Here is a 14472-nt window from a genome sequence, read left to right as displayed (position 1 = left end):
TTGAGGTGAGCGGAGTGTATAAAATTTTCGGGTTCAGAAAGGATAAAGCCCTTGGGAGGGTGACGCTCGTCGAGTTTTCAACGCCCGTGGAGAGGGAGGAGAAATACGCGTACCTCCTCGGGAGCTTCAACGCCTTCAACGAGGGCTCCTTCCGGATGTCAAAAGCTGGAGGCCGATGGAAGATAGAGACAGAACTTCCCGAGGGCCTCTGGCACTACGCGTTTTCGGTGGACGGGAGCTACACAACCGACCCTGAGAACCCGGAAAAAACGACGTACAAACGCCGCTCTTACAAGTTCGAGCGCACTGCAAGTGTGGCCAGGATCACGGGGGATGAAGAGGTCTTCCACGTCCCGTCGTTACTCTATCTGTACACCTTCTCCACTAGAACCCACGTGCTGCTGAGGGCAAAAGGGGGCAGGATGGAAGGGGTAGCACTGATCACCAACGAGAAGGTGCCGATGCAGAAGAAGGGAAGTGACGGCTTGTTTGACTACTTCGAGGCCGTTGTTCCGGCCGAAAAAAGGATGGAGTACTCCTTTGAAGCCCAGATGAAGGACGGCAGGATTGAGTACTTAGGGCCATTTGAGGCCATCCCCTCAGAGATCAGTGCACCATCCTGGGTTCTGGAGAGCGTTTTCTACCAGATAATGCCGGACAGGTTCGCTATAGGACTTGAACGGAAGGGGCTCCCCGCGAAGGGGGAGAACTTCCATGGGGGAGACCTGAGAGGTATAAGGGATCACCTCAATCACCTCCTTGAACTGGGCGTAAACGGCCTTTACCTCACTCCCATATTTGAATCAAAGACCTATCATGGCTACGACGTTGAAGACTATTTCCACGTCGCCCGGAGACTGGGGGGCGATGAGGAGTTCGATGCCCTCGTGAGGGAGCTTAAGGGGATGGGCATCAGGCTGATCCTCGACGGTGTTTTCCACCATACAAGCTTCTTCCACCCGTACTTCCAGGACTTAATCAGGAACGGAGAGAAAAGCAAGTACCGGGAGTTTTACAGGATAAGGGGGTTCCCAGTGGTTCCAAGGGAGTTCTTAGACGTCCTCAGCAACCCAAAGCTGTCATGGGTGGAGAAGTACCTCCGGCCGAAGGGGATGGGGAGAAACTATGAGAGCTTCTTCTCTGTGTGGCTGATGCCGAGGTTGAACCACGATAATCCAAGGGTGCGCGGGCTCATAGTCGAGACCATGAAGCATTGGCTTGAGAGGGGTGCAGACGGCTGGCGCCTCGACGTTGCTCACGGCGTCCCTCCGGAGGTCTGGAATGAGGTGAGGAGAAAGATGCCCGCCGAGGCCTACCTTATAGGTGAGGTCATGGACGACGCAAGACCCTGGCTCTTCAATGCCTTCCACGGAGTCATGAACTACCGTCTCTACGATGCAGTGCTGAGGTTCTTCGTTACGGAGGAAATCGATGCGGAGGAGTTTTTAAATGAACTGGAGCTTCTAAGCGCGTACTACGGACCGGCGGAATACCTCACCTACAACTTCCTCGACAACCACGATACAGAACGCTTCCTAGACCTGGTTGAGGGTGACAGGAGAAAGTACCTCTGCGCCCTTGCGTTTCTGATGACGTACAAGGGCATCCCCTCGATATTCTACGGCGACGAAATAGGACTCAGGGGAAGCGTTGGGGATATGTCCGGGGGCAGAACCCCAATGGACTGGAATCAGGAAGGGTGGAGTAGGGAAATCCTCACAGTAACAGGGGAACTGATCAACCTGAGAAGGACCAGTAGGGCACTGCAGATCGGTGAATTCAGACCCTTAAAATTCAGCGGAAAGTTGCTTATCTACGAGAGGATATGGACCTCGGAACGGATTATGATAGCTATAAACCTTTCGAACAGCACTGTTGAGGTGGTGCCCCCGGGCGGGTATGGAGAGCATATGAAACCAAAACGGATTGCTCCTATCTCGTTTCTCATCTTGAGACGCGCCGCCAGCCATACACCTTAGGGTACATTAGAGTACATGCCATCGTAGGGAGACAGTGAAGCGCAAGGTATATATATCACTGTTGATGATACTGTATCACCCAACACAAGTGCGGGTGGTATAAAGATGAAGAAAGGTTTGATGACCCTACTTTTAGTTGGAGTTTTGGTTTTTAGCGTAGTGGCCAGTGGCTGTATTGGAGGAGGCACTACAACAAGCTCAAGTTCAGCGACCAGCAGCCCAGCAACGACTACTTCCTCACCGTCAACCACACCAACCAGCAGCAGTTCCACATCATCACCTTCAACGACCACGACTACCTCCCCTACGGTTCAATGTGGCAGTGGAACGGTTGTCATCTGGCATGCGATGCAGCCCAACGAGCTTAAAGTGTTCCAGGGACTGGCCGCGGAGTACATGGCGATGTGCCCGAGCGTCACCATAAAGTTCGAATACAAAAACAACCTCCAGACCGCCCTGCAGGCAGGTATCCCGGCCGGCAAGGGGCCGGACATGTTCATCTGGGCCCATGATTGGATGGGAAAGTTTGTCAAGGGAGGACTCCTGCAACCGATCAATAACCTTATCACACCCCAGATACTGGAGAAGTTCAGACCTCAGGCTGCGGATGCTATCCAGTATAAGGGCAACTACTACGCCCTGCCCTTCGCCGTTGAAACTGTGGCCCTTATCTACAACAAGAAGATGGTACCGAACCCCCCAACCACGTTCTCACAGATGCTTAGCATAATGAAGAAGTACTACAACCCGAACAAGAAGGAGTACGGTATCGCCTACCCGGTTAACCCGTACTTCATCTCAGCGTTCGCGCAGGCGTTCGGCGGGTATTACTTCAACGACACCACACTCAAGCCCGGCCTTAACAACAGCAAAACTATCCAAGGGTTCGAGTTCTTCTTTAAGAATGTATGGCCGTACATGGCTCCAACTGCGGACTACAACACTCAGATGGCAATATTCGTCCAGAACAGGTCTCCGTTCATGATAAACGGACCATGGAGCATAGAAACCATCAAGCAGAACCACATAGACTTTGGAGTCACTTACATACCGCCGATAACGGTAAACGGTAAGACATACTGGCCCAGGCCATACGGTGGTGTGAAGCTCCTGTACTTTGCAAAGGGTGCCAAGAACCTGAAGGCCGCCTGGGACTTCGCACTCTGGCTTACAACCACACCGAGCGTTGAAGAAACCCTCGCCCAGAAACTCGGCTACATACCTGCACTGAAGGCCGCCGCAAACTCCCCTGCAGTCAAGAACAACCCAATCGTGTACGGTTTCAGTCAGTCCTTTGACCATGCTTACCTAATGCCGAAGAGCCCATTAATGGACGCTGTGTGGACAGGAACCCAGGACGCCCTGAACGCCATCCTGAAGAACCCATCAGGTGCGAACATCCCGCAGATACTCCAGAAATACCAGGAGTATATAATAAAGCAATGGCAGAGTTCCGGTAGTGGATAAAGGGCTTTCCTTCTTTTCTTATTTCTCGTGAGCGTGGAGGGAGGATAATGAGGCGGAGAACTCTGACCGTGATAGCCCTAATAACCCCAGGGATGGTAGCTTTCCTGTTCTTCAACCTGTGGCCCATAATATACTCGATCTACCTGTCATTCACGAACGCCAAACTGGGCAATTTTCCTGTCTACAGTCATTCGGGTGTTGCCCCCCTGCACTTTATCGGCTTGGCCAATTATGAGTGGATCCTAAGTGATCCTGGGTTTAGGGAAGCATTTTTATGGACATGGCTTTTCGTGATGACCAGTGTCACCCTCAAAGTGATTGTGGGAATCTTCTTGAGCCTGTTGTACAATAGCAAATACGTTAAAGGGAAGATAATATACAGATCCCTGCTCATAATTCCGTGGGCGCTTCCCCTCCTGTTCTCGGTAACGGTGTGGAGGTTCATGTTTGATCCGGTGTTTGGGCCGGTGAACATGATACTAACTTCCCTCGGTGTGGTCCACCCGCCCAACTGGATTAACGATCCAAACTGGGGTTTCGTTGCGTTAAACCTCATAGAGGTATGGCTGGCGTACCCGTTCATGATGACCGTAATAATTGCAGCCCTCCAGTCCGTTCCCAGCAACTTGGTGGAAGCCTCGATAATAGACGGTGCCAGTTACTGGCAGAGGTTGAGGCACGTTATCCTTCCAATTGTTGGAAAACCGATAGCGTTTGCAACCATACTCACAAGTGCGGCGAGCTTTCAGTATTTCATGGTTCCATATATCTACAACGCGGGCCTGTTCCAGAACAGGTTCATACTGTTGTACGGCTTCCTCAAGGCATTTGGAGGGATACCCTACTACGGAAGGGCGGCCGCCGTGATGGTAATAGCGACGGTAATACTGGCGGTGTACATGTACGTAAACTTCAGGTTAACCCACCTCCAGGAGGGAGCTAAGGGATGAGGGTTCAAAGACGTTTTTTGCTCAAGAGCATCGCTATGACAACCCTAGCAATAGTGGTTATGGGGGTAATACTGTTTCCGGTGTACTATATATTCATAGTATCACTTGAGCCGGGCTCGACCCTCGCAACCACTCATATCCAGCTGACGCCTAAACACCCCAGTTTCAACTCGTACGAACAGGTTCTGTTTGGGCTGTCCGGTAGCACGATAAACAAGAATTTCACGGGGACAGTAGAGGGAACCGCCATGTTGAAAGACGGTATGCTCTACATTGAACACGGAGTCCTCAGGGGGGTGGTTAAATACGGGCCCTTCATCGGGTTCACGTTTTCAGTCCCCGTGTCGGGGATCTCTTTTAAACTCAGTGGCGGGGGCGTCCGACAAACCGCAACTCCCCAGATCTTCAGTGGAAAAGTACACGGGCTGGTGGTCTTAACAAGTGTTTCCAGTAACGGTACGGTCGGGTTTGGGCTGATCAGGAACCTCATGCTGACAGGGGGTAAGGTGAAGTCGGTAACGGTTTCCGGCCCGCTGGCACAGAGGTTTATCCTCCTGAGGGGGACCGGTACCGTCGTGCACTTTACCACACTGGGGAAGTTTGTCAACTCAACGTTCTTCCACTACCTAGTGAACAGCCTTATCCTGGCAGGACTGGCCGTACTGTTGACGTGGCTGTTCGCGGTACCGGCAGCGTATGCGTTCTCCAGGATGAAGTTCTCGGGAAGGGGATACGTCCTCTACTTCTACCTCATGTTTACCCAGGTCGCAGGGGGCCTCGGAATAGCGGGTCTTATAGCCCTGTACGGTATCGTCGTCAAGATAGGTCTTTACAACAAACTACCGGTTCTTTCACTTATATACGCCGCGGGAGGTGTCCCCTTCAACACATGGTTGCTTAAGGGTTACATAGACTCCATAAGCCCCGACTTCGATGAGGCTGCCATAATAGACGGCGCCAGTTACCTTCAGATAATACGCTATGTCCTCCTGCCCCTGGCACTTCCGGGTATAGCCACCGTCTCAATATTCGCGTTTATAGGCGGGTGGACCGAGTTCATCCTGGCTAACCTGTTGCTGGAACAGAGCAACCAACCCCTTGCGGTGTGGATATGGTCTCTACTGAGCGGGGTAAACAGGGGAATACAGTGGAGCTACTTTGCAGCGGCAGCCCTCCTCTTTGCATTGCCAGTGTTTATACTGTTCATGCTGGCACAGAACTACATAAGGAGCGGACTGACACTGGGGGGACTCAAGGAATGATATACTTAGGATGTCCGTTTGTCATGCTGTACAGTACACGTGCATCCGAAAGGTGCACGCAATTGGAATTCCTAGAGGGGGGTGGAATGGTATGAAAGGAGGAAAGACAATCTCTATGCTGGCTATGATGATAGTCGTGGCCAGTATAATGGCGGCCCCTTACACCACGGCGGGGGATAGCCAGCAGGCAAAGCCCTTGAACGTGGTGATAGTCTGGCATATGCACCAACCCTTTTATTACGACCCGATATCCAAGCAGTTTGTACTTCCCTGGGTCCGGTTGCATGCGGCTAGGGATTACTGGAGGATGGCTGAGATCCTTTCAAAGTATCCCGATATTCACGTAACGATAGACCTCTCCGGTTCGCTGATCCAGCAGATGGCCATGTATATGAACGGTTCGATGGACGTCAGAGAGAGAATAAGCTGGAACATCGCCGATGGAAAACCTCTAACCACCAAGGAGAAATGGATAATGCTTCAGGTTCCTGGGGGCTTCTTTGACAATACCATCCCATGGAACGGCGAACCCGTGGCCGATAAAAATGGCAATCCAATCAGAGTATTCTGGCAGAGATACACACAGATATTAAACGAGAGAAACTCCCTCTTTAAGAAGTACGGTAACCTTCCCCTGAACGAGCAGGAAGTCAAAATAACCTCCAGCCTAAGCTCTCAGGATTATTTGGATCTCGCAGTCCTCTTCAACCTTGCCTGGTTGCCCCATGATTATATAGTAAACAACAGCGCCCTCGATGCAATCTACAAGAGGATTAACACCGGTGGATACACAAGAAACGACTTGAAAACGGTGCTGGACGCACAAATGTACCTCTTAAATCACACCTTCGCATATTACAGGGACATAAACAAGTACCTCGGAGGAAACCGTTCGGATGCCATAACGTTCGTTCCGTACGCACACCCAATAGGGCCAATACTTAACGATCTCGGATGGGAGAGCGATTTTGTATCCCAGATAAAGAAAGGAGAGCAGCTGTACAAGGAATACCTCGGAAACGGAACAGCCTTGCCAAACGGTGGATGGGAAGCGGAATGCACCCTGAACGATGAAACCCTCAAGCTCTTGGCAGAAAACGGGTGGGAATGGGTAATAAGTGATCAGAAAGTGCTCGGTGAGATGGGGATAAAGTACAACGTTACCAACTACTTCAGGCCGTGGGTGGCGGACTTCAATGGCACCAAGATATACATATTCCCAAGGGATCACGAACTGAGCGACAGTATTGGCTTCAACTACGCAGGTATGAATCAGTATCAAGCCGTCAACGATTTTGTAAACCAGCTCCTCGAAGTACAGAAACAGAACTACGACGGCAGTTTAGTTTATGTCATCGCCCTTGACGGAGAGAACCCGTGGGAAAACTACCCATATGAAGGAGATATGTTTCTGAACCTGCTCTACAAGAAGCTTGAGCAACTCCAGAGGTTGGGGTTGATAAGGACGGTGACCCCCGATGAGTACATCCAGATGTATGGGAACAAGGCTAATGTCCTTAAACCGAGGCCGATGGACTACCTCGACCTAAAAGACCACCTCAACGCCCTCAAGGAGGCCACGGGCCTCAGCGAACTCTACAAACTTGCAGGCGTCAAAGGCGAGCACCTCTGGCCTGAGTCAAGCTGGGTGGACGGAACGCTCTCCACATGGATTGGTGAAAGGCAGGAAAATATGGGCTGGTACTGGCTGTACCTAGCCAGAAAAACCCTCTTCGAGCACAAGTCCAACATGTCCGCCTCGGAATGGAACAGAGCGTTCGAGTATCTCATGCGTGCCGAGGGTAGCGACTGGTTCTGGTGGTATGGAGACGATGAGAACAGCGGCTTCGACCAAGGGTTCGGAAGGCTCTTCAAGGACAACCTCTATGAGATGTACAAACTTGCAGGGGTAAACCCACCGAGCTACCTCTACGGTAACTACTTCCCGGACGGCCAGCCATACGTGGTCAGAGCAACCGTTGGGCTAACCAAAGATAAGAAGGTAACGTACTCAAGCCTGAGCCCGTATGCTGAGAACGTGAGTGTTTACTTCGACAGCAAGGGCTTCCACTTTATCGTGAACGGGAACGTTTCAAACTTCGAGATAAGCCTGTGGAACCCCGACAGGTTCATAGGAAACACGTTCACAGTGGGACAGCCGATTCCGAAGGAGCTTACATACACAACGTTCCCGTACAGCGCCCAGAGTGTCGGCCTCATGATAACTACGCACGTGAGCTATGCAAACGGGACGGTGACGATCTACAACGCCACCGGGTATGACACATACAAACCCATGGCAAAGCTGAACGCCACGAAGACTGGCGACGGGATAGAGGTCACCGTGCCCTTCAAGTACCTTGAGAACCCAACCGACGTTTACTTCGCGGCCTCAACACTCCACAACGGCAACCTCTCCGTTATAACAACACCCGTGGAACTGAAACTGCCAAAGCAGGTTAAAGGAGTGGTTCTCGTCGACATCAAAGACCCGGTCGGTGATGATCATGGGCCTGGGAACTACACTTATCCAACTGACAAGGTGTTTAAACCCGGAGTATTTGACCTCACTAGGTTCCAGCTCATACAGCAGGAAGACGACTACATGATGATATTCTACTTCAGGAATCTGGGTGGTAACCCGTGGAACGGGCCGAACGGTTTCAGCCTGCAAATGATCGAGGCATACTTCGACTTCAAAAAGGGAGGTAACACTTCAGCAATAAAAATCTACAAAAACGGGCCGGGATCAAACGTCAAACTCGACCCCAAGCACCCTTGGGACGTAGCAATAAGGGTTCAGGGGTGGGCAGACTACATAGTGTTGCCCAACGGAACAAAGATACAGAACGCCCTCAAGGTTTCAGTTGACCCGACGAAGAACGCCATCATAGTAATGATGCCCAAAAAGTACATGAAGATAAACTTTACATACGGCCTCTACGGGGCAATACTGGTTGGTTCCCAGGACGGTTATGGAATAGACCACTGGCGTGATGTGGCCGTTAAAGCCTCACAGTGGAAGATTGGGGGGGGAGACCCGAATGCAATAATAGCTGGAGTCGCCCCAAGGGTTATGGACCTCTTGGTCCCATCGGGATTCAAACCAACCCAAGAACAGCAGCTCAGCTCATATAACGCCACAACAGGTAGTCTTGCCACAGTGAGGATGGTGACTCTCATAAATGGAACTGGAGCAGGGGCAGTCACATCAACGACATCGTCCAGCACTACAACCACCACACCGAGCCAGACTATGACTTCAACGACCTCTCCAACATCAACCACAACCTCGCCATCTACCGGTGGAAGTGGCAGTGGAGCGGGAAGCAACAGCCCCTCGGCAACGCCGAGCTCAACATCCACCAGCTCCGGCAGAAGCATCTGCGGTCCGGCTGCGCTGCTCGTCTTTGTACTCATACCCCTCCTCATTAGATGGCGGAGGCGCTGATTTTTTATTTAATTTTGAGGTGGTAGCATGGCGGAGGTTAAGCTCGTTGGAATCTGGAAGCAGTTTGGGGAGGTTACAGCCGTTAAAGACATGAACCTCCACATAAAAGACGGAGAATTCATGATACTCCTCGGACCGAGTGGCTGCGGTAAGACCACAACACTCAGAATGATTGCTGGCCTTGAGGAACCAACGAAGGGGCAGATCTACGTTGGAGATAAGCTCGTAGCCGACCCAGAGGAGGGAATCTTCGTCCCTCCGAAGGATAGGGACATTGCTATGGTATTCCAGAGCTACGCGTTATACCCCCACATGACGGTCTATGACAACATAGCCTTTCCGCTCAAGCTCAGGAAGATACGGAAGGAGGAGATAGAACAGCGTGTGAAGGAAGTTGCCGAAATGTTGGGTCTCACGGAACTGTTAAGGAGGAAACCGAGGGAACTTTCCGGCGGCCAGAGGCAACGTGTGGCCCTTGGAAGGGCCATAATCAGAAAACCGCAGGTTTTCCTCATGGACGAGCCGCTGAGTAACCTTGACGCAAAGTTGAGGGTGAAAATGCGCGCTGAACTTAAGAAACTGCAGCGTCAGCTTGGGGTCACGACGGTATACGTGACTCACGATCAGGTTGAGGCGATGACAATGGGTGATAGAATAGCCATAATCAACCACGGAGAGCTCCAGCAAGTTGGGACCCCCGAGGATGTCTATGACAGACCAGCGAACGTGTTTGTCGGTGGATTCATCGGCTCCCCACCGATGAATTTCCTAGACGCGACAGTTACTGAGGAAGGTTTCCTGGATTTTGGAGGATTCAAACTCAGGCTCCTCCCCGACCAGGTGGAGATACTCAGGAAGCAGGGGTTGCTTGGGGGAGATGTTATATTCGGAATAAGACCCGAGGACGTTTACGATGCGATGTTCGCGCAGGTGAAGGTCCCCGGGGAGAACATGGCCACTGCTAGAATAGAGATTATCGAAAACCTTGGTGGGGAGAAGATCATCCATCTCAGGGTCGACAACCTAACACTCCTAGCTAAGTTCCCGGCTGAGTCACGCGTCTTGGAAAACACCGATGTCAATATCATTTTTGACATGAAGAAAGCTCACATATTCAACAAGAAAACTCAAACGGCAGTATTTTGACCTTTACCCCTTCTTTTCTAATGGATCCCGTGAGGTAAGGTTTTAAGAAACAACCCCCAGGGTACCTCATGCCGATCGAAGATTTCGCAGATTTTCTACTGAAAAATACCAACGGACAACTGATGGAGCTTGGGATAGGCTTCCAGTTCAAGGTGGCGCTGAGGCTTATTGAGCTGGGGAGGGAAGTTACAGCCGTCGACTGGAACCCAGAATCCATCGAGAAGGCCAGGGAGCTGGGCATCAAAGCAGTGAGGGACGACCTCTTCAGCCCAAACTTCGAACTCTACCGGGGAGTCAAAGCCCTCTACTCCGTGAGACCGACCCCGGAAATAGTAAAACCGATCCTCGAACTCTCTAAGAAGTTGGGCGTTTCCCTCTACGTCCTTCCGTTAGCTGGGGACAGCATGCCGAAAAGCATGAGGCTCGTCAACTTCAGGGGGCTGGCGATATACGTTTATAATCCGAGGAGGAAATAACCCCGGTGGTGTTCATGGCACTCTTCGGAACCGCGGGAATACGCGGAACCCTCTGGGACAAGGTCACTCCAGAGCTTGCGATGAGGATGGGGAGGGCAATCGGAACTTACGTTGATGGAGATATAATTGCGGTCGCGAGGGACGGGCGGACGTCGAGCGTAATGCTCCAGAGGGCCATGTTTTCTGGTCTCCTGAGCACCGGCAAGGATGTTCTTGACCTCGGCCTGATTCCGACGCCTGCCCTGGCGTGGGCGACGAGGGAACATGCGGACGGCGGCGTTATGATAACCGCTTCTCACAACCCCCCGACCGATAACGGGATAAAGGTTTTCAACGGCGACGGAACCGAGTTCTACGTCGAGCAGGAGCGCGAACTCGAGGGGCTTTACTTCTCAGGGGACTTCACGAAGGCAAGCTGGGATGAGATAAAATCGGTTAAGCCCGTCGAAGTTATCGATGACTACATCAATGCGGTTCTCAACTTTGTAAATCACGAGACAAGCCTTAAAGTCCTCTATGATGGGGCCAACGGGGTGGGAAGCGTTTTGGCCCCGTACCTCCTCCGCGGGATGGGGGCCAAGGTAATAAGCGTCAACGCCCACGTCGACGGCCACTTTCCGGGGAGGAAGCCCGAGCCTAGATACGAGAACATGGCCTACCTTGGGCCTCTTGCAAGGGAACTCAGTGTTGACCTTGTAATAGCGCAGGATGGCGATGCCGACAGGATAGCGGTTTTCGATGAGAAGGGGAACTACCTGACCGAGGACACGGTGATAGCGCTCTTCGCGAAGTGCTACGTTGAAGAACACGGCGGCGGGACGGTTGTTGTATCAATAGACACAGGCTCAAGGATAGACCACGTCGTTGAGGAAGCCGGTGGAAGGGTTATCAGGGTCCCTCTCGGCCAACCCCACGACGGAATGAGGAGGTATGAGGCAATCTTTGCGGCCGAACCCTGGAAGCTCGTTCACCCGAAGTTTGGCCCATGGATAGACAGCTTCGTCACAATGGGCCTTCTCATAAAGATGATCGATGAGGAGGGAAAGCCGCTCTCAGGGATAGTAAAGGAGAATGTCCCTGAGTTCTACCTCACAAAGGAGAACGTCCCCTGCCCGGATGGGCTGAAGGCAAAGGCTGTCGAGAGCGCCGCGAAGGTTCTCGGGGACAAGCTTGGGGACGAGATTAAGGAAACCCTGACGATTTCCGGCTACCGATTTAACATCAAAGACCGTTCGTGGGTTCTTGTGAGGCCGAGCGGGACCGAGCCGAAGATAAGGGTTGTCGTCGAGGCACCTAACAAGAAGAGGCGTGATGAACTTTTTGAGCTGGCCTACTCCACGGTTTTAAAGGCGGTTGAATACCTCAAAAAAGGGGAAAGATAACTAAACGAACCTCGCAGGCCTCAGCGTTCTCACTGATATACTGCCCTTTTCCATTATCACTCTAAAGCCTTCCTTCGCCACATAGGTCTTGACACCGGTGACGTTCTCGATGTACTTGGCCTCCTTGTAGGGGTTCGCGAAGTGCATCTTCATGCCTATGTGGTTCATGATGAGGACTTCAGGTTTCTTCTCCATACCCTTGAGCATCTCCACGGCGTCATCGGTGCTGAGGTGGTAGGGAATCCCCATGTCTCTAGGTCTCGTTATGGCCGCTATCAGAAGCCTCGTTCCCTCGTGCCATTCCATTAGGCCATCGAAATAGGCTGTGTCCGGGATGTAGGAGATGTCCCCATTGGCGGTCTTCAGTCGAAAGCCTATCGTCGTCGAGTCGGAGTGCTGGCAGGGTGTTATCAGCATCTCGTTATCTCCAATGGGTATTCTGCTTCCGGGTTCTGGTATGTGAACGCTCTCTAGGACGTTCAGATGGTACCTGCTCACTGCCGGCGTGTGAGTTTCATCACCGTAGATGACGCTCTTTGATGCGATAAGCGTCCCGTACTTTTTCAGCGCCCCCCCAGTCATGGCTTCTATCATCACTTCCAGGTCGTTACAGTGGTCAACGTGCCTATGGGAGACAAATATCGCATCAAGCTTTCTCGGGTCGAGCTTGTAGCGCCAGCTCCTCACCAGTGCTCCGGGCCCGGGGTCAACATGTATATTCCTGCTCGCCATGATGTGGAAGCCGCCGGTAGAGCGGAATTGGGTTATGGTTATAAACCGCCCGCCGCCGCTTCCTAGGAATGTGATCTCTACCAACTTCCGCCCCCCTTCTTTTTCAGACGAGGGAGTATCGGTAGGAGGGTATATAAGGCATTCGAGAGGTAAAGGAAAACCGTTTAAGGTTCCAATCGTAGAGTCCACGGTGGTCCAAATGGTGGAACTCGAGAAAGTTGCGGGGGAAGTAGAAAGGCTCCGCGATGACATAGTCCAGACCCTTGTGGAGCTGATAAGGATTCCAGCCATAAGCCCAGACTACGGCTACGAAGGGGAATACGACAAGGCACAAAAGCTCCTTGAGATAATCAGGGACTGGCCATTTGATAAGGTTGAGGTTTATGAAGCGCCCGACGAGAGGGCCAAGAACGGCGTCAGGCCGAGCATTCTGGCTTACTACTACGGTCAGGATGGCGATAAAAGCCCGCGTCTCTGGATTCTAACCCACATGGACGTTGTCCCACCCGGGGATCTGAGCAAGTGGACTGTTACTGAACCGTTTAAACCGGTTGTCAAGGATGGGAAGGTCTACGGGCGCGGTAGCGAGGACAACGGGCAGAGCTTGGTCTCCTCTCTCTACGCCGTCAAAGCTTTAATGAACCTTGGGATAAGGCCGAAGAGGACAATTATCCTAGCCTTCGTCAGCGACGAGGAAACGGGGAGCAAGTACGGCGTTGAGTGGCTGATGAACAGCCATCCCGAGCTTTTCAGAAAAGATGACCTCGTCCTCGTTCCAGACGGCGGAAACGAGGACGGAACCTTCATCGAGGTGGCTGAGAAGAGCATCCTCTGGTTCAAGCTCAAAGTCAAAGGTAGACAGGTTCATGCGAGCATGCCCGACATGGGACTGAACGCGCACCGTGTCGCACTCGATTTGACCTACCATCTCGACAGACACCTCCACGAGAAGTACGACAAGAGAAACGAACTTTTCTACCCTCCTGAGAGCACCTTCGAGCCAACGATGGGTGGAAACCCCGCAGACAGTCCGAACATAGCCCCTGGAGAGCATGAGGTCGTCTTTGACTGCAGGACCCTCCCGGAGTATGACCTCGACGAGATTCTGAGCGACGTTGAAAGGCTCTCCAATGAGGTGAAAGAGAAGTACAGGAAGGAGCTTGATGGAAGGACCCTCCCGGAGATAAGCGTTGAAGTCCTCCAGCGCGGAGATGCCGCCCCACCAACGAACCCGAAGAGCGAGATAGTGACCCTGTTGAAGGAGGCTCTCAAAAAGCTCCGCGGGAAGGAGGCCATAGCCGGTGGAATAGGCGGGGGAACATTCGCGGCCCACTTCAGGAGGCTAGGAATTCCAGCGGTTGTCTGGGCGACCCTTGACGAGACCGCCCACCAGCCCAACGAGTATGCCAAGATAGACAACATGGTTGAAGACGCTAAGGTGATGGCCGCTTTGGCGCTTCTCTGAGGCCTTTTCTATCTTTCACAACGTTGAGATCGCCCTGATATTGCGTATGGGGGCGAGCGGTGTCACGATAACCCTGAGCACTTTGATATGAGAGAAGCTCAAGGTGTTCAACGCGGACTCTATATATTCCTCATCCACGACAGGGAAACCCGGAGCAATGCT

The 14472-nt window shown here is 52.3% G+C and carries 11 protein-coding genes; 9 read left to right on the top strand and 2 right to left on the bottom strand.

All coding sequences use genetic code 11. The features are described 5' to 3' along the window. The first annotated feature begins 14 nt into the window (after positions 1–14). Positions 15–1979: an alpha amylase N-terminal ig-like domain-containing protein gene (locus tag MV421_RS10210; protein WP_297417881.1), complete on the top strand. Its 1965-nt coding sequence runs from the start codon at positions 15–17 to the stop codon at positions 1977–1979. Here the strand turns inward: MV421_RS10210 and MV421_RS10205 are convergent. After that, the gene (locus tag MV421_RS10205) at positions 1976–2272 is read right to left on the bottom strand and encodes a hypothetical protein (RefSeq protein WP_297417884.1); all 297 of its coding nucleotides are present in this window, start codon (positions 2270–2272) and stop codon (positions 1976–1978) included. The genes MV421_RS10210 and MV421_RS10205 overlap by 4 nt on opposite strands. A gap of 55 nt (positions 2273–2327) precedes the next feature. On the opposite strand from MV421_RS10205, the gene MV421_RS10200 reads away from it, so the two are divergent. The 7 genes from MV421_RS10200 to glmM all read left to right on the top strand — a co-directional run bounded on the left by MV421_RS10200 (position 2328) and on the right by glmM (position 12113). After that, the gene (locus MV421_RS10200; protein WP_297417887.1) at positions 2328–3446 is read left to right on the top strand and encodes an extracellular solute-binding protein; all 1119 of its coding nucleotides are present in this window, start codon (positions 2328–2330) and stop codon (positions 3444–3446) included. A gap of 47 nt (positions 3447–3493) precedes the next feature. Then, complete coding sequence (locus tag MV421_RS10195; RefSeq protein WP_297417890.1) at positions 3494–4396, top strand: carbohydrate ABC transporter permease; 903 nt, start codon at positions 3494–3496, stop codon at positions 4394–4396. Beyond that, a complete protein-coding gene (locus MV421_RS10190) occupies positions 4393–5658 on the top strand; it encodes an ABC transporter permease subunit (protein ID WP_297417893.1) in 1266 nt (421 codons plus the stop codon). Before MV421_RS10195 ends, MV421_RS10190 begins: the two co-directional genes overlap by 4 nt. 91 nt (positions 5659–5749) lie before the next feature. Continuing rightward, positions 5750–9109: a glucodextranase DOMON-like domain-containing protein gene (locus tag MV421_RS10185; RefSeq protein WP_367184463.1), complete on the top strand. Its 3360-nt coding sequence runs from the start codon at positions 5750–5752 to the stop codon at positions 9107–9109. A gap of 27 nt (positions 9110–9136) precedes the next feature. Next, the gene (locus tag MV421_RS10180) at positions 9137–10255 is read left to right on the top strand and encodes an ABC transporter ATP-binding protein (RefSeq protein WP_297417896.1); all 1119 of its coding nucleotides are present in this window, start codon (positions 9137–9139) and stop codon (positions 10253–10255) included. 68 nt (positions 10256–10323) lie between these two features. After that, on the top strand, positions 10324–10731 hold the full coding sequence (locus MV421_RS10175; protein WP_297417899.1) for a UPF0146 family protein: 408 nt from the start codon (positions 10324–10326) through the stop codon (positions 10729–10731). Positions 10732–10745: 14 nt separating this feature from the next. Then, on the top strand, positions 10746–12113 hold the full coding sequence (gene glmM, locus MV421_RS10170) for a phosphoglucosamine mutase (protein ID WP_297417958.1): 1368 nt from the start codon (positions 10746–10748) through the stop codon (positions 12111–12113). Here the strand turns inward: glmM and MV421_RS10165 are convergent, their stop codons facing one another. Next, positions 12114–12929: an MBL fold metallo-hydrolase gene (locus tag MV421_RS10165; RefSeq protein WP_297417902.1), complete on the bottom strand. Its 816-nt coding sequence runs from the start codon at positions 12927–12929 to the stop codon at positions 12114–12116. A gap of 115 nt (positions 12930–13044) precedes the next feature. Here MV421_RS10165 and MV421_RS10160 point away from each other — a divergent pair, with 115 nt between their 5' ends. Next, a complete protein-coding gene (locus MV421_RS10160; RefSeq protein ID WP_297503195.1) occupies positions 13045–14310 on the top strand; it encodes a M20 family metallo-hydrolase in 1266 nt (421 codons plus the stop codon). Positions 14311–14472: the final 162 nt, after the last annotated feature.

It is taken from the genome of Thermococcus sp., assembly GCF_027023865.1.
GTDB lineage: Archaea > Methanobacteriota_B > Thermococci > Thermococcales > Thermococcaceae > Thermococcus.
Note: the sequence above shows the minus strand (reverse complement) of the source record. Positions and strands in the feature narration are given on the sequence as shown.

Bases quoted from the DNA above. Each gene is read 5' to 3' on its own strand.
- MV421_RS10200 (WP_297417887.1), top strand. From the start codon at position 2,328: ATGCAGCCCAACGAGCTTAAAGTGTTCCAGGGACTGGCCGCGGAGTAC.
- MV421_RS10195 (WP_297417890.1), top strand. From the start codon at position 3,494: ATGAGGCGGAGAACTCTGACCGTGATAGCCCTAATAACCCCAGGGATG.
- MV421_RS10190 (WP_297417893.1), top strand. From the start codon at position 4,393: ATGAGGGTTCAAAGACGTTTTTTGCTCAAGAGCATCGCTATGACAACC.
- MV421_RS10185 (WP_367184463.1), top strand. From the start codon at position 5,750: ATGAAAGGAGGAAAGACAATCTCTATGCTGGCTATGATGATAGTCGTG.
- MV421_RS10180 (WP_297417896.1), top strand. From the start codon at position 9,137: ATGGCGGAGGTTAAGCTCGTTGGAATCTGGAAGCAGTTTGGGGAGGTT.
- MV421_RS10175 (WP_297417899.1), top strand. From the start codon at position 10,324: ATGCCGATCGAAGATTTCGCAGATTTTCTACTGAAAAATACCAACGGA.
- glmM (WP_297417958.1), top strand. From the start codon at position 10,746: ATGGCACTCTTCGGAACCGCGGGAATACGCGGAACCCTCTGGGACAAG.
- MV421_RS10160 (WP_297503195.1), top strand. From the start codon at position 13,045: ATGGTGGAACTCGAGAAAGTTGCGGGGGAAGTAGAAAGGCTCCGCGAT.